At 49.8% G+C, this 20,815-nt stretch carries 23 protein-coding genes; 20 read left to right on the forward strand and 3 right to left on the reverse strand.

Annotation, left to right across the window (positions count from 1 at the left end):
* Positions 1-238: 238 nt before the first annotated feature.
* From GVJ32_RS06355 to GVJ32_RS18395, 6 genes are all read left to right on the forward strand, one after another.
* Positions 239-556 carry a hypothetical protein gene (locus GVJ32_RS06355; protein WP_159239199.1) on the forward strand — a complete coding sequence of 106 codons (318 nt, stop codon included), beginning with the start codon at positions 239-241 and terminating at the stop codon, positions 554-556.
* 63 nt (positions 557-619) lie between these two features.
* The gene (locus GVJ32_RS06360; protein ID WP_159239200.1) at positions 620-1,078 is read left to right on the forward strand and encodes a hypothetical protein; all 459 of its coding nucleotides are present in this window, start codon (positions 620-622) and stop codon (positions 1,076-1,078) included.
* Between the two features lie 78 nt (positions 1,079-1,156).
* A complete protein-coding gene (locus GVJ32_RS18315) occupies positions 1,157-1,477 on the forward strand; it encodes a hypothetical protein (protein WP_235035061.1) in 321 nt (106 codons plus the stop codon).
* 139 nt (positions 1,478-1,616) lie between these two features.
* Positions 1,617-2,012, forward strand: coding sequence for a MerR family transcriptional regulator (locus GVJ32_RS06365; protein ID WP_035525842.1), 396 nt, complete (start codon positions 1,617-1,619; stop codon positions 2,010-2,012).
* Between the two features lie 59 nt (positions 2,013-2,071).
* Positions 2,072-2,455 carry a MerC family mercury resistance protein gene (locus GVJ32_RS06370; protein ID WP_103685823.1) on the forward strand — a complete coding sequence of 128 codons (384 nt, stop codon included), beginning with the start codon at positions 2,072-2,074 and terminating at the stop codon, positions 2,453-2,455.
* On the forward strand, positions 2,437-2,652 hold the full coding sequence (locus GVJ32_RS18395) for a GDCCVxC domain-containing (seleno)protein (protein WP_084638734.1): 216 nt from the start codon (positions 2,437-2,439) through the stop codon (positions 2,650-2,652). The genes GVJ32_RS06370 and GVJ32_RS18395 overlap by 19 nt, the downstream gene beginning before the upstream one ends.
* A gap of 252 nt (positions 2,653-2,904) precedes the next feature.
* Here the strand turns inward: GVJ32_RS18395 and GVJ32_RS06380 are convergent, their stop codons facing one another.
* Positions 2,905-4,092 (reverse strand): hypothetical protein, encoded by a 1,188-nt coding sequence (locus GVJ32_RS06380; protein WP_159239201.1) that lies wholly within the window; start codon positions 4,090-4,092, stop codon positions 2,905-2,907.
* 173 nt (positions 4,093-4,265) lie between these two features.
* On the opposite strand from GVJ32_RS06380, the gene GVJ32_RS06385 reads away from it, so the two are divergent.
* From GVJ32_RS06385 to GVJ32_RS06450, 14 genes are all read left to right on the forward strand, one after another.
* Entirely contained in the window at positions 4,266-4,781 is a 516-nt protein-coding gene (locus tag GVJ32_RS06385) for an RDD family protein (RefSeq protein ID WP_159239202.1), read from the forward strand.
* A 794-nt stretch (positions 4,782-5,575) separates the two neighbouring features.
* Positions 5,576-6,451: a CoA transferase subunit A gene (locus tag GVJ32_RS06390; RefSeq protein WP_159239203.1), complete on the forward strand. Its 876-nt coding sequence runs from the start codon at positions 5,576-5,578 to the stop codon at positions 6,449-6,451.
* A gap of 190 nt (positions 6,452-6,641) precedes the next feature.
* A complete protein-coding gene (locus GVJ32_RS06395) occupies positions 6,642-7,448 on the forward strand; it encodes a CoA-transferase subunit beta (RefSeq protein WP_235035063.1) in 807 nt (268 codons plus the stop codon).
* Between the two features lie 90 nt (positions 7,449-7,538).
* A complete protein-coding gene (locus GVJ32_RS06400) occupies positions 7,539-8,612 on the forward strand; it encodes an NAD(P)H-dependent flavin oxidoreductase (protein ID WP_159239204.1) in 1,074 nt (357 codons plus the stop codon).
* Between the two features lie 2 nt (positions 8,613-8,614).
* The gene (locus tag GVJ32_RS06405) at positions 8,615-9,367 is read left to right on the forward strand and encodes an enoyl-CoA hydratase family protein (protein WP_159239205.1); all 753 of its coding nucleotides are present in this window, start codon (positions 8,615-8,617) and stop codon (positions 9,365-9,367) included.
* Between the two features lie 98 nt (positions 9,368-9,465).
* Positions 9,466-10,638: an acyl-CoA dehydrogenase gene (locus GVJ32_RS06410; RefSeq protein ID WP_159239206.1), complete on the forward strand. Its 1,173-nt coding sequence runs from the start codon at positions 9,466-9,468 to the stop codon at positions 10,636-10,638.
* A gap of 317 nt (positions 10,639-10,955) precedes the next feature.
* Complete coding sequence (locus GVJ32_RS06415; RefSeq protein ID WP_159239207.1) at positions 10,956-12,011, forward strand: acyl-CoA dehydrogenase family protein; 1,056 nt, start codon at positions 10,956-10,958, stop codon at positions 12,009-12,011.
* A 183-nt stretch (positions 12,012-12,194) separates the two neighbouring features.
* Complete coding sequence (locus tag GVJ32_RS06420; RefSeq protein ID WP_159239208.1) at positions 12,195-13,343, forward strand: acetyl-CoA C-acetyltransferase; 1,149 nt, start codon at positions 12,195-12,197, stop codon at positions 13,341-13,343.
* A gap of 103 nt (positions 13,344-13,446) precedes the next feature.
* Positions 13,447-14,331, forward strand: coding sequence for an SDR family oxidoreductase (locus tag GVJ32_RS06425; RefSeq protein WP_159239209.1), 885 nt, complete (start codon positions 13,447-13,449; stop codon positions 14,329-14,331).
* Positions 14,332-14,369: 38 nt separating this feature from the next.
* Positions 14,370-14,912 carry a YfaZ family outer membrane protein gene (locus tag GVJ32_RS06430; RefSeq protein ID WP_159239210.1) on the forward strand — a complete coding sequence of 181 codons (543 nt, stop codon included), beginning with the start codon at positions 14,370-14,372 and terminating at the stop codon, positions 14,910-14,912.
* A gap of 77 nt (positions 14,913-14,989) precedes the next feature.
* Positions 14,990-16,144 carry an acyl-CoA dehydrogenase family protein gene (locus GVJ32_RS06435; RefSeq protein ID WP_159239211.1) on the forward strand — a complete coding sequence of 385 codons (1,155 nt, stop codon included), beginning with the start codon at positions 14,990-14,992 and terminating at the stop codon, positions 16,142-16,144.
* Positions 16,145-16,326: 182 nt separating this feature from the next.
* A complete protein-coding gene (locus GVJ32_RS06440) occupies positions 16,327-17,517 on the forward strand; it encodes an acyl-CoA dehydrogenase family protein (protein WP_159239212.1) in 1,191 nt (396 codons plus the stop codon).
* 226 nt (positions 17,518-17,743) lie between these two features.
* Positions 17,744-18,532, forward strand: coding sequence for an SDR family oxidoreductase (locus tag GVJ32_RS06445; protein ID WP_200841351.1), 789 nt, complete (start codon positions 17,744-17,746; stop codon positions 18,530-18,532).
* A gap of 99 nt (positions 18,533-18,631) precedes the next feature.
* On the forward strand, positions 18,632-19,834 hold the full coding sequence (locus GVJ32_RS06450) for an acetyl-CoA C-acyltransferase (protein ID WP_159239213.1): 1,203 nt from the start codon (positions 18,632-18,634) through the stop codon (positions 19,832-19,834).
* A gap of 16 nt (positions 19,835-19,850) precedes the next feature.
* On the opposite strand, the gene GVJ32_RS06455 is transcribed toward GVJ32_RS06450, so the two are convergent.
* Positions 19,851-20,366 carry a M48 metallopeptidase family protein gene (locus GVJ32_RS06455; protein WP_159239214.1) on the reverse strand — a complete coding sequence of 172 codons (516 nt, stop codon included), beginning with the start codon at positions 20,364-20,366 and terminating at the stop codon, positions 19,851-19,853.
* Positions 20,363-20,794: a PACE efflux transporter gene (locus GVJ32_RS06460; RefSeq protein ID WP_159239215.1), complete on the reverse strand. Its 432-nt coding sequence runs from the start codon at positions 20,792-20,794 to the stop codon at positions 20,363-20,365. The genes GVJ32_RS06455 and GVJ32_RS06460 overlap by 4 nt, the downstream gene beginning before the upstream one ends.
* Positions 20,795-20,815: the final 21 nt, after the last annotated feature.

Raw genomic sequence — 20,815 nt, forward strand, 5'->3', positions numbered from 1 at the left:
ACTCCTAGGTGGATTACTTAACTCATTGAAATTTATAAAAAACGCGATATGATCAAGGGAAAGGAACGTTTGGCAGAAATAAAGGGAAGTAGTCTTCGTTTGACCGGCGCTCGCTAATAGTGAGGTCGCTATATCATTGAATTCCCTGAAAATTTTCAATCAACGTAAAAGCCACTTTCGTGATAAGGGGCCAAAGTGATATATGGCCTGAGTCGTTATAATAAACTGTTAAATGTCTATGAAGATTTTCGTTTTTTCCACAGACGACCGAGGTCTTGAAGTATTCGAATCAAAAGAAGCGGCTATTGCTGCTTGCGAGGGAATCGACGTTGAAAACGGAGAATGTTTATTCTGGGACGAGCACGGCATTAGCTTAGAGGTAGTATTCTCAAAGCCAAATAAGCGGGGCAGCTTCACAGTCGTTTCTGGCGTGTACGATTTGCGGCCGTTTCCGGAGGGGCTGGACCTCCTAGAATTTCTGCCAAATGTAGGATACGTAGAAGGACATGGCATGTTTAACTCTGTAGCAGAAATCCAGCAACATTTAACAAGGTAAGGCAGGGCGACGCCAAAAAGCGGCGCGCCTGCTTACGGCGTTAGGCATCCACAAGGAGAAGTAATGTACATCTGGAAAATAGATAAATTAAATGAAGAGTTAGTCGCCGGAAATATGCCGGAAAGAGAGGTGTTTAAATACCTGGTTGCATCTTCAATTCTTTACGCATTAGCAATGATTCAATACTCAAATCCGAATAGCATTGATACATGGTCAGGAGTTACCGCCGGGCTAGTTACATTGATTGGGCTTTTCTTTATCTATAAGTGCAACGGTGGTGATAATGGAAAGGATTTCTTAATTCGATACCTGTCAATTAGCTGGGTGGTTTTTGTGCGTATGTTTGTCTTGCTAATGATACCAACCATGGTGGTTGTTTTTACCCTGCAAGAGATTTATATGGGGGGCATTCCGGATGAAACTACCAACATTGATCTTATTTACATGACAGCTATCGAAATAGCTTTTGTTCTTTGGGTCGCAAAGCACGTAAATAGTGTTGCTCGAGCGTCAAATGCCTAACAAGTTGCAGCAGTACGCGCCTACGGCGCCGGACGCTCGTACCTCGGGCCGCTGTGCCAAGCGTTATGAGAGAAGCCAGTGATCGAGCAAGATGTTGAAAATATCATCGAAGATGAGCTGTCTAGAATGACTCAGGTGCCCGAGGTGGACTTGGAGTGTTTTAACAATCACCGGATATATCCAAAGCTCGTAGAATTGAGTACTGACCCAGGGGCGCAGAGTTGGTGCAGTTGCTACCTGATAACTGAACACAACGGAGAAAGCGACTCCGTCTACCGCATTGCCTTCGATCCAAACAAGATGCTGTTTCTAAAGGAAATTACATTAGAGGGAAATATCCCATTTTACATATCTACCTTGCCGAGCCTATCGGAGGCCATAGATGGACTGCTCTCATAACAAGCACGCGCAGTTAGCCGCTGAAAATCGCGGCGGGACAGCCAAAGCTCCGCACCTTTTTTTGCAATCGCTTCGCTCAGTCTTGCACAAAAACGCGCTCCATTTTGCCCGCCCCTGGCGTGGGCGTTAGACGCCATCCATGATCATGAGAATAGGTGAACTTGCTAAAAGTGCAGGAGTTTCGGTCGAGACGGTTCGTTACTATCAGCGGCGGGGGCTTCTGGATATTCCGGAGCGCCCATACGGCGAGAACCGGCACTACTCGACGTCTCACCGTGATCGTCTGTATTTCATCAAGCGCGCTCAAGCGCTTGGGTTCACGCTGTCGGAAATTTCCTCCCTGCTTGAGCTTTCAGCATACGATTGCGCGGAGGTCGAGAGCGTAGCTAACCGGAAGTTGTTGCTGGTGCGTGAAAAATTGAATGATCTTGCCAAAATCGAAGCTGTCTTGGAGCAAGCCGTTGCCAGTTGCAAAGATCGCAAGCCTTATGAGGGATGCCCCATCATAGAGAGCCTGATCGAAGAAAAGAATTGACGCCGTACTTAGGTACGGGATTTACACTGACCGTGTCTTAATAGTCAAGGTCTCATGCCATGAAAGAATCCCTTCTAAGTTTTGGTGGTGTCGGAAGTAGTGTGTCAGCGGTAGCCGCTGCGGCTCCTTGCTGCCTTCCGTTTCTTGCTTCCGTTGCCAGCACAGTCGGTTTATCTGCTTTACTGCCTTACTCCGAGCACATTGCGTACATCGTGCAAATATTCGGCCTGCTGGCAGTTTTCGGCGCGTTTCTGTCATTTCGGAAACATGGCAAGTACGGGCCATTAGCCTTAACCGTAGTGTGCTTTGGTGCATTGGTGGTTGTTTACAACATTTCGCTACTGGGATGGCTACTGTACTCTGCGCTGGTTGGGCTGATGGTTGCTGCCATTTGGAACACTTTGGAAGCTAGGAGGTGTAATCAATGCGTAGCACAGGCATAGTGCTTCAATCGGAAATCACATGCCCCCACTGTGGTCATCAAAAAACAGAAACCATGCCAACTGACGCATGCCAATATTTCTATGACTGCGAGTCCTGCAAAAGGGTCCTAAAACCAAATGCGGGAGATTGTTGTGTTTTTTGTAGCTTTGGTACGATTAAATGCCCTCCAATACAGGAAGGCAAGTGTTGCGAGTAATGGCATCTAACAATTGCATGGAGTGGGACGCACTTTTCGCTACGCCCTTCGGGCTCCGCTACAACTGCGCCCCTCATGCAAGGCGTTAGTTGCGAGCACAACCCACCCAGACTGCTTTAGTGCAGGTACAATCAATGGGGTCAGGTCTTTGATTTATGATTTATGCATAGTCGAAGCATTTCACCGACAGGAAATAAGTCCGCTAAATAACTAATATCATTCTTCTGCTGCGAAAACCGAAACAACGTCACTTTAAAACACCATCCAAACAGGATTCTGCTGGCCGCCTAGTTCCCCTAAATACTGCCGCTCAACAAACTTACCTTGATCATTCTTTAAAGGATCGGTTTCCACTTCGGCATATAGGGTGAACGGTACGCCGGGGTGCAGGCCAGCTTCGCCGAGATGAATTGCCGCTTCGTACTGTCGATGTCCGCTGCTCATAGATGATCCGCCGTAGGCGTGACGGTAAATTCCCCAGTCGCTTATGGCGTATTTCTTCCAGCGCTCGTCGTTATTCTCGGGCGGGCTACCCGTCCAGCGGAAGTTGGTTTGGCGAATGCTGGTAACACCGCTTGCCCGACCAATATGTATGCGCTCATTGACGAGATTTGTGCTAAGACCGGCGTGGAAATAAACGCGTAATTGATCGTAGCCCTGCGGGCTTTTTTCTTGGGGTGTATCGCAGGCAATAAAAAGCCACTGGCCGTCTGTTTTAAGGTAAAGCGTGGTATTGGATTCTTCGTTAACAATAATGCGGGTGGCATCTGTCCATTCGTCGCTATCTATTACGCCATCTAAAGTCGCTTGGCGGTCGCTTTGTTTGATGGTGGCCGGCGACGTACCTATTGGTGCAGTGCGCTGCATGGCGAGTTGGCTACGTGCAGTTTTGATTTTTCGTTCGATGTTACTGCTGTCGTAACTGCTGCTATTGGGCGAGCTTTTGCGGCGGATATAAGCGGTATTGGAAAGCTTGGTGTTGTATAGCGAATCGAAGCTGTCTTCAGGCGAGAGCGTTGCGGTGTAAGTGCTGGTGTCGACGTGGCTTGGTAGAGACGCTGATTTAGGCCGCCCCTTGCTTGCCGGTACTTTTTGTTCATATTGGGCTGATTGGTTTGCGTCGCGTGGTGCGGGAGAGCTGTTATCGCTTAGGAAAAAATAATAAATCAGGCCGCCGAAAATCAGGGCATCAATCAATAGAAACTTCACTAAAAAGGCTTTGCTGATCTTTGGTTTTGCTGGCTCGGCGTGGGTGGGCGAAAGGTCGTTAAAATAATGAGGCTTTTGGGTTTTGAGTGACGCTAGCCTTTTATCAATTTCTGTCTTTGCGGTACGTAAGTCGCAGCCCGTGCCTTCTCTATAAAGTTTAACGGCGTCAATGGTTCTGCCTTTGATCAAGGCTTTTTCAATATCGTAGGCTTGTAGCGATGTCAGTTCCATCTGGCAGTATTCCAAGGGTTTAGTATTTGGGGCCTCGCCGTAATATTAGCGCTTACACGGTAGTGCTGACGATAGGGTAATCGCAGTGGACTGGGTTTTCATGGCTATTTGCACTGCACGGCAATTCACATTACGTTAGCGATCACTAGCGACAATCTATCTATGGAGTCATTATGGAAAACACCCCGCAGGGTACAGATCAGCAGCTTGAGTATGCCGGATTTTGGGTTCGGGTGTTGGCATCAATCATTGATACCTTTCTTTTTGGTCTTCTGCTTCTGCCCTTGATTGCGCTCACTCTTGGCGACGCGCAATGGTCTAGCGTAGAGGGTGAGGGCATGCATATGTCGACTATGTCCTTTGAAACGCTGCAGGTGCCGGGTGGCTGGAATATCGTTATTAACTATATCTTGCCAGCCATCGTGGTTATGTTGTTTTGGGTCTATAAATCGGCAACCCCCGGTAAACTGATTTTGAAGCTGGCGATTGTTGATGCCAAAACGGGCGAGAAACCCTCTGTCACCCAGTGGATTGTGCGGTATTTGGGCTATTACCTGTCGGCAATGGTCTTGATGCTGGGCTTTGTGTGGGTGGGGTTAGATAGGCGCAAACAGGGCTGGCACGACAAAATTGCCGGAACGGTGGTGATTAGTAATAAAGGTAAAGAGCCGGTGCGTTTTAATAATTGAGGCTTGGTATTGAGCGGCGGCGTATAGGTTTTGTCGGACGTCGGGGGGCGGATGTCTGACGTTAAAGGCATTCGCTGTCGCTCATCTGGATCCCCGATCGGGGTCGGGGATGACGGGGTGTGTTGGGGTGCCTCGGTTTTAGCTGAGTATGACAACGTGCAGTGGGAGTGTAGATATCTCGGTTTTGGTCGAGTGTGGCGAGGTGTAGTAGGGGGAGAGACGCCTCGGTTTTAGTCACGTATGGTCTGAATTCCTACCATTAAGCCGTCATCCTCGACCCCGATCGAGGATCCATAGTCCTCGGGCTCTGAGTTGCTTCGGAGTTCAACAATATCAAAGACATTCGCTGTCGCTCACCTGGATACTCGGTCGTGGCCGAGTATGACGAGGTGTAGTGGGCGCTTGGTCGATGTAGGCTTTCGGGCTCTGTGCTGCTTCGGAGTTCAACAATATCAAAGACATTCGCTGTCGCTCACCTGGATACTCGGTCGTGGCCGAGTATGACGAGGTGTAGTGGGCGCGTGGTCGATGTAGGCTTCAGACCTCCGACCTCCGACCTCCGACCCCGAGTCCCGCCTTCCCAGCCCGTGGCTCCGCCCGACGAAAATCCCCAAAAACATTGGCTATACTCATTACCTACCTCAAACGGCTTAGCTCGCAAGCATATCTGACGACAACTAATGTTTTGCATAATAATTTGGTGTTATATTTACGTATATCGTAATTCTGATGCGTTAAATCCCGAGTTTTTGGTACTAGCGCATCACGTTGTTGTAAAAATTCAAGGAGTTGTCGTGAATAAGCAAATGAGTCTGCAGGAGATTGTCGGCCAACTGCGTGATGGTATGACCATTGGTATTGGTGGCTGGGGGCCGCGCCGCAAGCCGATGGCGTTGATTCGCGCGATTCTTAATTCTGATTTAAAGGACTTGACCATTGTCGCCTATGGCGGCGCCGATGTGGGTATGTTGTGTGCGGCGGGTAAGGTTCGCAAATTGGTGTTTGCCTTTGTGTCTTTAGATTTTATTCCTTTAGAGCCTTACTTCCGTGCTGCGCGTCAGAGCGGCGAATTAGAGGTGATGGAAATCGATGAGGGCATGATGTTGCTTGGCCTGCGTGCTGCGGCTTGGGGTTGCCCGTTTATCCCGACCAAAATTGGTCTGGGTACTGATGTCATCAAGTTCAATCCCGATATTAAAGTGATCGATAGCCCGTATGACGATAAAGAATGGGTGGCAATGCCAGCCTTGAAGTTAGATGTTGCTCTGGTTCATGTTGATCGTGCTGATGTGCGCGGTGTTTGCCAAATTAAAGCACCAGATCACCATATGGATGACTGGTTTGTGCGTGCCGCTGACAAAACCTACGTGACGTGCGAAGAGATAGTCGGCGCTGAGGCGTTCGCCGATCCGGCAGAGGCGCGCTTGGTGTTTTGGGAACGCAACTTCACCACTGGGGTGGCAGCAGTTCCGGGTGGTGCACATCCGTCTTCGTGCAGCCCCAATTACGGTTTTGATATTCCCCACTTTCAGGAATACAACGCGTCTGCCAAAGAGGGTGGCTTTGCTGCCTATTTTGATAAGTACATTAAAGACGGCAGCGAGGAAGAGTATCAGGCCAAAGTTGGCGGCTTAGATGCCATTCGTAAATTGCCGCAACCCGTCTATTAATCGAGACCTGTGCACGAGCCGGAATTTTGCTTTCTGGTAAGGAAAAATCGCACGGAATGAGAGAGTTTATAAACAAAACATAAATGATCGATTGAGTACGATTTTGCCAAAAGTAGGCGCTCTTAGGCGACGCCGCCAGAGGGCGAAATAACAATCGTTCAAAGGTCTCGATCGGTTAATAGGAGAGGACATGATGACTACACCTGCAAGCGATTACAGTTTGGCAGAATTAATGATTTGCGCGAATGCGGCGGCCTACGAGCACGACGGCGAAGTACTGGTAACCGGCATTGGTGTATTGCAGCGCATTGCCGCTAGCCTTGCGATGCTGACCACCAATCCTGGCATTATGATGACCGACTCTGAGGCGTGGATTTTGTCGACGCCGAACCCAGTCGGCAAGCGCCCCGATGACTTTGTGCAAATGAACGAAAACTGGATGGGCTTTAGCCGTATCTTCGACAACGTCTGGAGCGGTCGTCGTCATCTTACTGGCGGGCCAACTCAAATTGACCGCTTCGGTCAGGCCAATATTTCTGCCATGGGCGGCGACTACCAAAAACCCAAAGTGCAAATGTTAGGCGTGCGCGGTTTCCCGGGTAACTCAATTTGTCATGCCAATAGCTATATGGTGCCGGCTCATGGGCCTCGCGTATTTATCGATGGCGAATGCGATGTGGTGTGCACCATTGGTTTTAATCCGGCGCGTTTGCCAAAGGGGTATAGCTTTGACGAAATCGATTTGCGCTGTGTGTATACCAACCTAGGTGTGTTCGATTTTAACGGCCCTGAGCGCCAAATGCAGATTGTGAGTTTACACCCCGGTGTGACCGTTGAAGAGGTTGTTGCTAACACTGGTTTCGAGGTGCATGTACCAGATACGATTGCGACAACTACTGCGCCCACAGAAGAACAGTTGGCAGTTATCCGTCAGATCGATCCGCATAATTTGCGTAGCAAGCAGCTGAAGGATAATCCAGCGGGAGTGCGGTTGTGAGTCGGACGTCGGAAGACGGATGTCTGACGATGGTATTGCGCCCGACGTCTGACGTCAGTCTTCAGACCGTGAAGCCAAAGGCTGAATATCATGTCTAACCTACTTAACACCCGCATTACCGAACTCCTCGGCTGCCGCTACCCCGTTATTCAAACCGCGATGGGTTGGGTGGCAGATCCACATTTGGTGGCCGGCACTGGCAATGCGGGTGGCTTTGGATTTTTGGCGGGGGCAACGATTCCGCCGTCGCAAATGGAAGCCGATATTCTCAAAGTTAAGTCATTGACCGAGGCAAATTTCGGCGTCAATTTCCATATGTATCAGCCCAATGCGGCTGAGATCGTAGACCTTGTTATTAAGCATAAAGTGAAGGCGGTCAGTTATTCGCGCTCACCGGGCAAGGACATGGTCGCCAAGCTGAAAGATGCAGGCGTTGTGTGTATGCCGACTATAGGCTTACCCAAACATGCGATTAAAGCGGTAGAAATGGGAGCCGATGCCGTCACTGTTCAAGGTGGCGAGGGTGGCGGTCACACCGGTTCAGTACCGACGACCTTGCTGCTTCCACAAGTTGTAGACGCTGTTGGTGCGCAGGTGCCGGTGCTAGGCGCGGGTGGTTTTAAAGATGGTCGCGGCTTAATTGCCGCTATGGCTTTTGGTGCTGATGGCATCGCCATGGGCACGCGGTTTTTATTGACCAAGGAAAGCCCAGTCCCTGAAGCGACTAAGCAGCGTTACTTAGATTGTAAAAATCCCGCTGAGATTATCGTCTCGCAAGCCTTAGACGGTATTCAGCAGCGCATGATTCTAAACCGCTTTTTAGGTGAGTTAGAGCGCGCGGGAAATCTTAAAAAATTAGTGATCGCACTGCGCAATGGTTTGGCGTTTCGCAAATTCACTGGCGCCAGTATTTTCGGCTTACTCAAATCCGCATTGGCGATGAGTAAAGACGGTGACCTGACTCCAGCACAAGCCATTATGTCGGCGAATGCACCGATGATTATTCAGAAAGCGATGGTAGATGGGCGCCCCGATGATGGCGTATTGCCATCCGGTCAAGTCGCTGGTGTTATCGATAAAATAGTAAGTTGTGAAGAATTAATTAGCGGTCTGGTTGCCGAGGCCGAAGCCCAATTACAGCGTTTACAGGCGCAGGGGAAATAATAATGAGTCAGCCATTTTCTACCCGTATTGATGGTGGTGTTGCCGAATTAATTTTTAATCATCCACCAGTAAATGCATTTAACAGCGCTGGTTGGTTGGCGATTGCCGCCGAGTTAAATGCACTGGGTGAAAACCCTGAGGTGCGAGCCATTATTATTGCCGCCGAAGGTCGCGGCTTTTGTGCTGGGGTAGATATCAAAGAACTCGCTGCCAATAGCGCGATGATCACCAAAGTAAACAAAGGTAATTACGACACCTTTAAAGCGATTCACCGCAATCCTAAACCGGTAATAGTAGCCGTTCATGGTTTTGTTTTAGGTGGCGGGATTGGCATTAGCGGCGCAGCCGATGTGTTAGTCGCGTCTGAGTGCGCGACCTTTGCTGTGCCTGAAGTTGATCGCGGTGCTATGGGTGGTGGTGCGCATTTGCAACGCATGTTCCCCGTTCAAAAAGTGCGCTACATGTATTTCACTGGCGAGCCGATAGATGCGCAAGAAGCTTATCGTTTAGGTGCGGTAGAAAAAGTTGTACCGCGTGAACAGCTATTAGATACCGCTCGCGATATCGCCCGCAAAATGGCGGCGAAGTCACCGCGTATGGTTCAGCTCGCTAAAGAAGCATTAAACGGCATTGAAGACGGCAACTTAGAAGATAAATACCGCTGGGAGCAGGGCTTTACTCAAGAGGCCTATGCAGATCCTGATTCGCAGGAAGCCAAAGATGCGTTTGTTGAAAAACGCGATGCCAAGTTCTAAGACAGCGGGAGATGCGTGACGGGAGACGGGAGATGCAAAAAAGCGATCTTAGCGTTCCCCGTCTCCCGTCTAGCATTCAGCAAATCGTGAGATAAGACATGCAACTTGAATACACCCAAGAACAAACCGCATTCCGCGCTGAAGTCCGCGCTTGGCTTGCAGCCAATGTGCCCGCTGAGCCGCTGAAATCTTTTGATACCGAAGAAGGCTTTCAGCAGCACCGTGAGTGGGAAGCAAAACTCTACGAAGGCCGCTGGGGCATGATCACTTGGCCGGAGGAAATGGGTGGACGCGGCGCCGATTTACTTCAATGGCTTATTTTTGAAGAAGAGTATTACGCAGCGCGCGCACCGCTGCGGGTAAATCAAAACGGGATTTTCTTGCTCGGGCCGACCTTAATGGAATACGGCACCGACGAACAGAAGACGCGCTTTTTAAACGGTATGGCAACAGGCAAAGATATCTGGTGTCAGGGCTGGTCTGAGCCAAATGCAGGCTCAGACATGGCCGCGATTCGCTCGACGGCAACGCTAAGCGACGACGGCAGTCATTACGTAATTAATGGCCAGAAAACATGGTCTACCCGCGCTGTTTGGGCAGACTGGTGTTTTGGTATGTTCAGAACAGATCCGGCATCTGAGCGCCACAAAGGACTCACGTTTATTTTAGTGCCGCTGGAATCAGAAGGTATTACCGTTCGTCCGATTCCCCAACTAGATGGCTTGCCCGGTTTTGCAGAGATATTTTTCGACAACGTGAAAGTGCCTGTTGATTGTCGCTTGGGTGGTGAGGGCGAAGGTTGGAATGTGGCCATGGCCACCGCCGGATTTGAACGTGGGCTTATGCTGCGGTCACCAGCGCGCTTTCAAGAAACTGCAAAACGATTGGTTAATTTATACAAAGCCAATCAAGAAAGTGCAGATCAAGATCCTGCTGTTCGTGATGCGGTCTTGCGCGCATACCTCGACGCTGAAGCCTATGCACTCACAACCTATCAAACAGCCTGTCGCCTAATGCAGGGCGGCAAGATTGGCGCGGAAGCCTCAACCAATAAAATATTTTGGTCTGAGCTCGATCAGCATATGCACGGATTGGGTTTGAAAATTTTAGGTGCGCGAGCAGAGCTAGTACCACACGCGCCAGATGCAGGTGATGTTGGGGCGTGGTTAGACGGATGGTTGTTCTCGCAGTCGGGGCCGATTTATGCCGGGACCAATGAGATACAGCGCAACATTATCGCAGAACGTCTGTTAGGTATGCCGCGGAAATGATCTTTTCACNGCATAGCGGCGTTGAAATCGTGCTCAGTCGGTTACGTATTACTTATACGCTCCCTTCTTCCGCGCGATTTCGCCTTGCTCTGCAGCGAAAATATTTATTGCGGGGAACGCAGCGATCTTTTTGCACGCTGGCTGCGTTAAAAATGTGCTCGGTTGGTCACGTATTAAATATACGCTCCCGCCCTGCGCGCATTTTTGCCTTGCCAGCGCACAAAAATCTGCGCTGCTTGGCTCGACAGATATTGAAAGAAATTAAAAATTAATTTTGGGTTGTCTCAATTTCTTGACGAGAGCTCGGAGAAAGATTTATGGATTTTACATTTAGCGAAGACCAATTGCTGTTTCAGGAATCAGTGCGGGATTTTCTGGTTAACGAGGTCACACCGGAGTCAATTCGTGCTGCTTGGCAAACGGAGTCTGGTCGCAGTGATGCGCTGTGGAAGCAGTTTGTCGAGATGGGTTTAACGGGTATCACCGTTCCTGAAGCCCATGGTGGCTTGGGCATGAACGAGTTGGATTTTGTTCTGCTCGCACAGGAGGCGGGCTATGTTGCTTTGTCTGAGCCGCTGGTTCATAGCGCGCTGGTAGCAGTGCCAACCATTATGCAGTTTGGCGATTCAGCTTTCGCTGAGCAGTGGTTGCCAAAAATTGCGAGCGGCGAAGCGAAAGCGGTTGTTGGTTTGGAGATTAATAATCTCGTTGAAGATGCACATATCGCTGATCTATTGATTCTTGAAAAAGCAGGCGCGGTATACGCGGTGGAAGCGGGCGCATTTGAGCTGCGCTGCAACGAGTCTATTGATCTGGGTCGCAAATTATTTGCGGTCGAATTTGATGTAAATGCTGCGCTTAAATTAGCAGATGGCGACAAGGCAAAACAATTAGTGAAATTTGCGCTGGATCGCGGTGCTTTAGCCGCTGCCGCACAGGCCCTTGGTGTTGCTCAGCGCATGATCGATATCTCGGTGCAATACACCACTGACCGCAAGCAGTTTGGCGTTGCGATTGGCAGTTTTCAGGCCGTAAAACACCATATGGCCAATATTGCTTACAAATTGGAATACGCGAAAACACCGGTTTATCGCGCCGCTTATGCGCTGGCAAACGGACTGAGTAGCGCATCGCAAAATGTTAGCCATGCCAAAGTCGTTGCCTGTGAAGTGGCGGACTTGGCGGCTAAAAATAGTATTCAGGTTCACGGCGCCATGGGTTACACCTGGGAAGTGGATTTACATATTTTTATGAAGCGAGCTTGGGCACTAAACAGCAGTTACGGCACCGCAGGTTTTCATAAGCAGCGCTTGGCGGAGTTTGTGTTTAGTGATGAAGCCAAGCTAGGTGCGGGGAATACGTTTGCGGCATAGCTGCTGGGAGATGCTGGACGGGAGACGGGAGATGCAAAAGCAGCGTTTGCCTCAGTTATTTTTTAGCTACTTAAATACAAACAGCACTAGTTAACTTTTAGATCAAGTAATGCATCGGGGATGAGGGTTTAGCGTTTTCCGTCTCCCGTCCAGCATAACGCAAACAAGAGCAGAGGATTTAACATGGCAGAAGCATACATCGTAGACGCAGTTCGCAGCCCTACCGGGCGCCGTAAAGGCGGTCTTGCTCATGTGCACGGTGCTGATTTAGGCGCGCATGTTTTAAAGGCTATCGTTGAGCGCAATGGTATTCCCGACAATGAATATGACGATGTCATATTCGGATGCGTTGATACGGTCGGTCCCTTGGCCGGTGATATTGCTCGTAGTGCGTGGTTGGCTGCAGGGCTATCGCAAGAAGTGCCGGGCACGACGATCGATCGTCAGTGCGGTTCTTCTCAGCAATCGGTGCATTTTGCTGCGCAGGCAATCATGTCAGGTTGCATGGATGTGGTTGTCGCTGGCGGCGTGCAAACCATGACCCAAATTCCTATTTCTTCGGCGATGACATTAGCCTCACAGCTGGGTTTTACCGACCCGTTTTCTGGTTCGACTGGCTGGGTTGAGCGTTACGGCGCTGAGCCGCCGACTCAATTTAAGTCTGCACAGATGATTGCAGATAAGTGGAATTTGTCGCGTAAGGACTTAGAACTATTTTCTTATGAGTCTCATCAGCGGGCATTAAAGGCCATCTTGGAGGGGCGTTTTGATCGCGAGATCATTCCTTTCGGCGATGTGACGATGGACGAAACACCGCGTAATTCTAGCTTAGAAAAAATGGCGGAATTAGATTATTTATTTGGCTGTGACAAAGTGACAGCGGCGGTTTCTAGTCAAACCTGCGATGCCTCAAGTGCGGTTCTGGTAGTGAGTGAAACTGCGCTTAAGCGCTATAACTTAACACCCCGCGCACGTATTCATCACATGAGTGTGCGTGCCGATGATCCGATCTGGATGTTAACTGCGCCCATTTCAGCAACGGAATACGCTTTAAAAAAATCGGGTATGTCCTTAGCTGATATCGATCTAGTCGAGATCAATGAAGCCTTTGCCTCGGTGGTATTAGCGTGGCTAAAAGAAACCGGCTACGACCACGGCAAAACTAATGTAAATGGCGGGGCAATTGCACTTGGGCATCCGCTTGGCGCAACCGGCACCAAATTAATGACGACCTTATTACACGAACTTGAGCGCACCGGCGGTCGCTATGGTTTGCAGACGATGTGTGAAGGCGGCGGTCAGGCGAATGTGACGATTTTAGAAAGGCTCTAATTGGGAGACGCGGAATGGGAGACGGAAGACGCTAAGATAGAATTGTGTTTTTGCGTTTTCCATCTCCCGTCAAGCATTCAGCGGGAAACGAGGAAAAACAATAATGGGAATTTGTAATAACAGAGTGGTGATTATCACCGGAGCTGGTGGCGGCCTAGGCGCGGCGCATGCGAAGGTATTTGCTGCTGAGGGTGCCTCGGTTGTAGTTAACGACATCAATGAAGCGGCGGCGCAACAAGTCGTCAATGACATTATCGCTGCTGGTGGTAAGGCGGTGGTGAATACCTCTGATATTACNAATTACGACGATAGCTTGAATGCCGTAAAGCAGGCCATAGACACCTATGGCGATCTTCACATTGTGCTAAATAACGCCGGTGTAAATCGTGATCGTATGTTCGCGTCGATGACCGAAGCCGAATGGGACACCATTATGGCGGTGCATTTGAAGGGCCATTTTTGCATCACATCTCATGCTGTTCATTACTGGCGCGGCAAGTCCAAAGAGGGCAAAGATGTTGATGCGCGCATTATTAATACTACCTCGGGTGCTGGTCTACAGGGCTCGGTTGGCCAATCTAATTACGCGGCTGCCAAGGCAGGCATTGCTGCTTTAACCTTAAATCAAGGCGCAGAACTGGCTCGTTACGGCATTACCGCTAATGCAGTCGCCCCTGCTGCGCGCACTAATATGACCACGGCAGTTGAAGCCATGGCGACGCGTATGGCCAAACCAGATGATGATAGTTTTGACTTCTGGGCACCAGAGAATGTGTCCTCCCTGCTAGTGTGGCTGGGTAGCAGCGAGTCTGCACATGTTAATGGCTGTGTGTTTGAAGCGGAGGGTGGAAAAATCTCTCTAGCTGACGGTTGGCGCAAAGGGCCTGAAGTAGATAAAGGCGCGCGCTGGGCGCCGGCCGAGGTCGGTGAGGCAGTAAAAACACTTTTTGCGGAGGCAGTTCCCGCCCAGAAAGTGTATGGTAGCTGATTTTATCCTTTGACGTTTACATCAGGAGAATCACGACCATGAAAGCCCCTTTTATTGCAGCGACTGTATTAGCCATTGCAAGTAATTCGGCATTTGCCGGCGGTGTTGCCTTTCGTTTTGGCGACGACAGTTTCGGTGTGTCCTTGGCTGGTGATCTCAGTGCCGAAAGTAGTGCGCAACTGGATTGGCTTCACCATGAAGATGACGCAGATATGGTGGCACTTGGTTTGTTTGCCAATGGTCAGCGCGGTGAGCTGAGTGGTCGAGTTGGCGTTAAAGCTATAGGTATCGAAGCCGACGATGCGGATATAAGTGGTGGTGCAGTGGCATTTGGTGGCGATTTAAGTTTGCCACTAAATGAAATCGTGCGTTTGCGTGGCGGTTTGTATTACGCACCGGACACTACTGGTTTTGGCGATATTGACGGTTATAAAGAATGGTCGGTAAGCGCGGAGTTCACTATTTTCCAAAACTCCGCCATACAACTTGGCTATGGCAATATGGAATTTGACGCCGACGACCACGGCGGCGAATTTGAGTTTGAAGACGGCGTTTTCGTACGTTTGCAACTGCGGCTATAAGTCGCGGCTAGCTAGTGGCGCGCAAGGTGTCACTGGCTGTGTAAATACGAAGATCGCTGTCTACTTTCGGAGACAGTATGGAATTCGCATTTACGCAAGAACAAGAAATGATTCGCGACACCGCGGCGTCTTTTCTTAAGGACGCCTCGACTAGCGCTGCTATTCGCTCAGCCATGGCGAGTGATCTCGGCTATAGCCCAGAGCTGTGGCAACGTATCTGTTCTGAGATGTATTGGCAGGCCCTGCATATTCCAGAACAGTACGGCGGTATGGGGCTGGGTTATGTTGAGCTCGTTGCCGTGCTCGAACAAATGGGCCGCTACCTACTGTGTTCCCCCTATCTCGCTACTGTTGCAATGGCCACCAATGCGCTATTGATCGCCGGCAGCGACAGTCAAAAATCTGAAATTCTTCCCCAGCTAATCGAAGGTAAAACCGCGACGCTTGCCTTTAACTGCGGTGGCAATGTGTGGAACGCCAATGCCATAAACGCGAGTTATCGTCACGATGGCAATGACCTTATTTTGAATGGCGAATATCGCTATGTTCTTGACGGACACAGTGCAGATTACTTAATTCTTGCTGCGCGAGAAGAGGGTAGTAGCGGTGATGACGGCATCAGCTTATTCGTTTGCGAGGCCGAGAATGACGGCATTCAGCGCAGCCTATTGCCGACCATGGATCAAAGTCGGCGCCAAGCCAGTATTCAATTAAATAATCTGCGTTTATCTAAACAAACTTTGATGGGTGAGTTTGCTACTGCCGCAAAATCCCTCGCAAAAATACTAGATTTAGCCACTATAGCCTTGGCAGCAGAGCAGGCTGGCGGTATGCAGCAAGTGCTGGATATCACCGTGGACTACACCAAAGCTCGCAATCAATTTGGTCGCTCAATCGCGGGATTTCAAGCCATTAAACATAAGGCGGCAGATATGATGCTGCGCAATGAAGTCGCGCGCTCAGCGGTCTACTACGCCGCCTGTATCGCCGATGACGCTCTCTCCTCTGGGCCCTTGGCGGATGAGCTTGCGGAGGCGGCCAGCATCGCAAAATCCTATTGCTCAGAAGCGTATTTTAAAAACGCGGGTGAAGCCCTACAGATGCATGGCGGTGTTGGCTTTACCTGGGAATACGATGTGCATTTATATTTCAAACGCGCAAAAGCCAGTGAGCACCTTCTGGGGAATAGTAGTTATCACCGTGAGCGAGTGGCGGGAGTTTTACTTGATTAGTCGGAATTCGGAAGTCGGATGTCTGAGGTCGGAAGTCGGACGATGGCTCTGAACATAGCCTTTACCTCCGACGTCAGACACCCGACATCCGACTGGCGATTTAATATGAGAAACGGTAGACGCAGGGGAAGCCATTTTTTGCGCCTCCCATCTCCCGTCCAGCATAAAGCGAGCATTGCATCATGAAACTACAATTCAGTCCCGAAGATGAACAATTCCGCGCTGAGATTGCCACATGGCTTGCCGATAACTTGGTGGGCGAATTTGCGCAGCTAAAGTTTCGCGGCGGCCCTGGTGATGAGCATATGTTTCCGAGAGAGCGTAAGCGCTGGGAACGCAAATTAGCCGAAGGCGGCTGGACCTGTGTGGCTTGGCCTAAAGAGTACGGTGGCCGAGGTTTGTCGATTGAGCAGCAAGTTATATTCTTTGAAGAATACGCCCGTGCCGGAGCGCCTGGCCGCATGGGCCATATTGGCGAGGGTTTGGCGGGGCCAACCTTAATTGCCTTTGGTAGCGAAGCGCAAAAGCAGCAATACCTCCCCGGCATTTTGTCTGGCACCGAATTTTGGTGTCAGGGTTATTCTGAACCAAGCGCGGGTTCGGATTTGGCAAATGTTAAAACCAAGGCGCGTTTTGATGAGGCGAGTGACAAGTGGATTTTAAACGGCCAGAAAGTCTGGACCTCCTTGGCTCATGAATCTGAATATTGCTTTGTTATTGCGCGGACTGATCCTGAATCGAAGGCCCATAAGGGCTTGGGTTTCTTTCTTATAAAAATGGATCAACCCGGCGTCACAGTTAGACCGATAGAACAAATCACGGGCACGTCTGAGTTTAATGAAGTGTTTTTAGACGACGCCGAATGCGCAGCAACCGACATTGTTGGTCAACCCGGTGAGGGCTGGAAAGTGGCGATGGGCTTGTTAGGTTATGAGCGGGGAGTGTCTACCCTCGGCCAGCAAATGGCTTTTCAAAACGAACTAAATGAAGTGATTGCTGTAGCAAAGAAAAACGGCGCCGCCCAAGATCCCGTGATTCGGCAGCGTATTGCCGATGCGCATATCGGTTTAAAAATTATGCGCTACAACAGCATGCGTATGCTGTCGGGAAGTAGTGGCGATGGTAGCCTGCAAAAAGAAGCGCTGATTTACAAATTGTATTGGGCAACATGGCATCGTGATCTAGGCGAGCTAGCGATGGATATCTTAGGTGCCGAGGCAGATATTTTGCTCGATGCGCCCTATGAATTAAGTCGTTTGCAGTCGCTATTCTTGTTCACTCGTTCAGATACGATTTACGGCGGCACCAACCAAATTCAGCGCAATATTATTGCCGAGCGTGGTTTGGGAATGCCGAAGGAGTTGAGGCCGTAGTTGTACGGGAGATGCTTGACGGGAGACGAGAGACGCTAATTCAAAACCAACCTTATCGATCTTGCCTTTGCATTTTTCGTATCTCATCTAGCGTAGGTAGCTATAACAAATTAAAAAGTATGATTAATTTTTCAGGATAATACCGGTGTCGAGAAATGCTGCGCTTTCAGCTCAGCGTCTCCCGTTTCCCGTCAAGCATATAGCCAAGCATTAAGCGGAGATAACAATGAACATCAAAGTTCCAGAATACGTAAAAGGCCATGGTCTTTTAAAAGGCAAGTCAGTTCTGATTACCGCTGCAGCGGGTGCCGGTATTGGTTTTTCGGCTGCGCAACGTGCGATTGAAGAGGGCTGTCGCGGCATTGTGATTAGCGATATTCACGAAGGTCGCTTAACTGCCTCAGTTGAAAAGCTCAAAGCGGAAACTGGTTGTGAACAGGTTTATGGTAAGGTTGGTAACGTTGCGATAGAAGAAGACGTGCAAGCGCTAATTAATACCGCTGAGGAATTGCTGGGTGGCGTCGATGTATTAATTAATAACGCCGGCCTGGGCACTACAAAACTGCTCATCGAGATGGAAGACCCAGAGTGGAATAAGGTTATCGACGTGACTCTAAATGGCACCATGCGCATGACTCGTTACATGATGCGAGTCATGAAAGAGCGTGGTCACGGGGTGATTGTGAATAACGCCTCTGTACTCGGTTGGCGCGCACAAAAAGAACAGGCTCATTATGCGGCAGCTAAGGCCGGTGTAATGGCGTTAACCCGCTGTGCGGCATTAGAGGCTGCAGACTTTGGTGTGCGTATTAATGCTGTGGCACCGTCGTTGGCAGTACACGCCATGTTGAAAAAATCTGCGCCTGCAGAATTACTCGCCGAACTTGAAGGCCGCGAAGCCTATGGTCGCGGTGCCGAGGTGTGGGAAGTGGCTAATATCATGATGTTCCTCGCCTCAGATTATTCAAGCTATATGACTGGCGAGATTGTGAGTTGTTCATCGCAGAGAGCCTAATGTTCGTCTGACGCCCGACGTCGGACGTCAGACGAATTCGGTCTGCTGGTATATGGCAGTGGCCAAAATTAAATTATTCAATTTAAAAGGATCAATACAATGAAAGAAGCCGTTATTGTTTCAACAGCACGTACCGGAATGGGTAAATCTTTCCGCGGCGCATTAAATAATACCGAAGCTCCTGCCATGGGTGGCCATGTTGTTCGCGCGGCGGTGGAGCGTGCGGGTATTGATCCTGCCTCGGTAGAAGACGTGATTTTTGGCGCAGCCGCGCAGCAGGGTACGCAGGCTTATAACCTTGGGCGTCTGTGCGCAGTGGCTGGAGGTTTACCTGACAGCGTGCCGGGTATGGCGATTGAGCGTCAGTGTTCGTCTGGTTTGATGTCTATCGCTTGGGCTGCAAAGTCGATTATGTGTAATGAAATTGATATCGCCGTTGCCGGTGGTTTGGAATCTATTTCACTGGTGCAAACTAAGCATAAAAATAGCTACCGCAACGTGTCGCAGACGGTTTTGGATATAGACCCCACTGCGTATATTCCGATGTTAGAAACGGCTGAAATCGTATCTGATCGCTACGGTATTAGCCGTGAAGCTCAAGATATTTATTCACTGCAAAGTCAGCAGCGAGTTGCCGCCGCCCAGCAGGCGGGTTTGTTTAAGGCGGAGATTTCACCCTTTGCGACCAGCATGTCGGTGTTTAACAAAGACACCAAAGAAACGACCTTTAAAGACGTTATTTTGGAGACGGATGAATGTAACCGTCCGTCTACCACGCTTGAAAGCCTCTCCTCTCTGGAGCCGGTATTTAAAGACGGACAGTGGGTTAAGCAGGGCCGCTTTATTACCGCCGGTAATGCGTCGCAGTTGTCAGATGGTGCGTCAGCATGCGTTGTGATGGACAGAAAACTGGCTGAGCAAAAAGGCTTGGCGCCCCTTGGTATTTATCGCGGTATGGCAGTGGCGGGATGCAAGGCCGACGAGATGGGTATTGGTCCGGTGTTCGCCATTCCTAAATTGCTGAAACGTGCTGGTCTAAAAGTCGATGACATAGGTCTGTGGGAATTAAACGAAGCTTTTGCCTGTCAGGTGATTTACTGCCGTGATCAACTCGGTATCGACAACGACAAACTGAACGTGAACGGCGGCGCAATTGCTATCGGTCACCCCTTTGGTATGAGCGGTGCGCGTATGGNCGGCCACGCTTTGATCGAAGGCAAACGCCGAGGTGTTAAATACGTAGTAGTCACCATGTGTATTGGTGGCGGTATGGGGGCCGCTGCTTTATTTGAAATAGCATAAGTTATATAGGGCGGAGTTAAATCTGCCCTACATCCTTTGCCGTTAGATACACCCGTAAATCAAATTCGCGCTGGTGATAGTCGGGCAGCATATAGGTACAAAGTTTGTAGAACGCTTTGTTGTGATCGTGCTCTTTCAAATGTGCCAGCTCGTGAACCACAATCATCTCTAAAAATTCCGGTGNCGCGTCTTTGAATAACGACGCAATACGGATTTCCTTTTTTGCCTTCAGCTTGCCGCCTTGAACCCGCGAAACTGCCGTGTGTAAACCCAGTGCACGGTGGGTGAGGTCTAGGCGATTATCAAAAAGTACTTTATCAATTTGCGGCGCGCTGCGAAGGTTTTCTTGCTTGATTGTATTTACATAAGCGTACAGTGCTTTATCGCTTTGAATACTGTGCTGACCGCTGTAGCGCTTTGATAAATATTCGGCCAAGCGCTGTTCGTCGATAAGCGTGCGGATTTGATTTTGTAAATGCTCGGGGTAGCCCTGCAAATATTTTAACGCGGGACTATTGTGTGTTGGTTTCATTCATCCGTCGCCTGTGCAGAGGCCGGTAGGCCAAAGACCTTGTCGAATGACCAAGTAAAAATAATGGCGTAGAAAAAGAAGGTAATTAGCAGCCCGATCTCTGCAATCAAGGCCTGCCATATGGTGATGTTCAGCCAATATGCCGTGAGCGGTACTAAAACAATAACCAACCCACCCTCAAAACCTGCGCCATGAGCCAAGCGTCGCTGCCATGAGCGGCCTTTAACAACTTGTTTCTTTTCCCAGCGCTCAAACAGCGCGTTAAACAGGTAATTCCAGGTTAGCGCGATGGTCGCCATCACTACCGACAGCGGCAGGGTAGAAGACACGTCGGCGTCAAAGGCGAAAGTGAGTATTGGGGTGACCATGGCAACCGCACCTATCTCATACAGAAGGGCTTGGCAGACGCGGCGGTTGGTAGGGCTCATGAAGTTACTTCAATTGAAAAT

Origin of the sequence: Zhongshania aliphaticivorans (genome assembly GCF_902705855.1) — a bacterium.
Classification (GTDB): Bacteria; Pseudomonadota; Gammaproteobacteria; order Pseudomonadales; family Spongiibacteraceae; genus Spongiibacter; species Spongiibacter aliphaticivorans_B.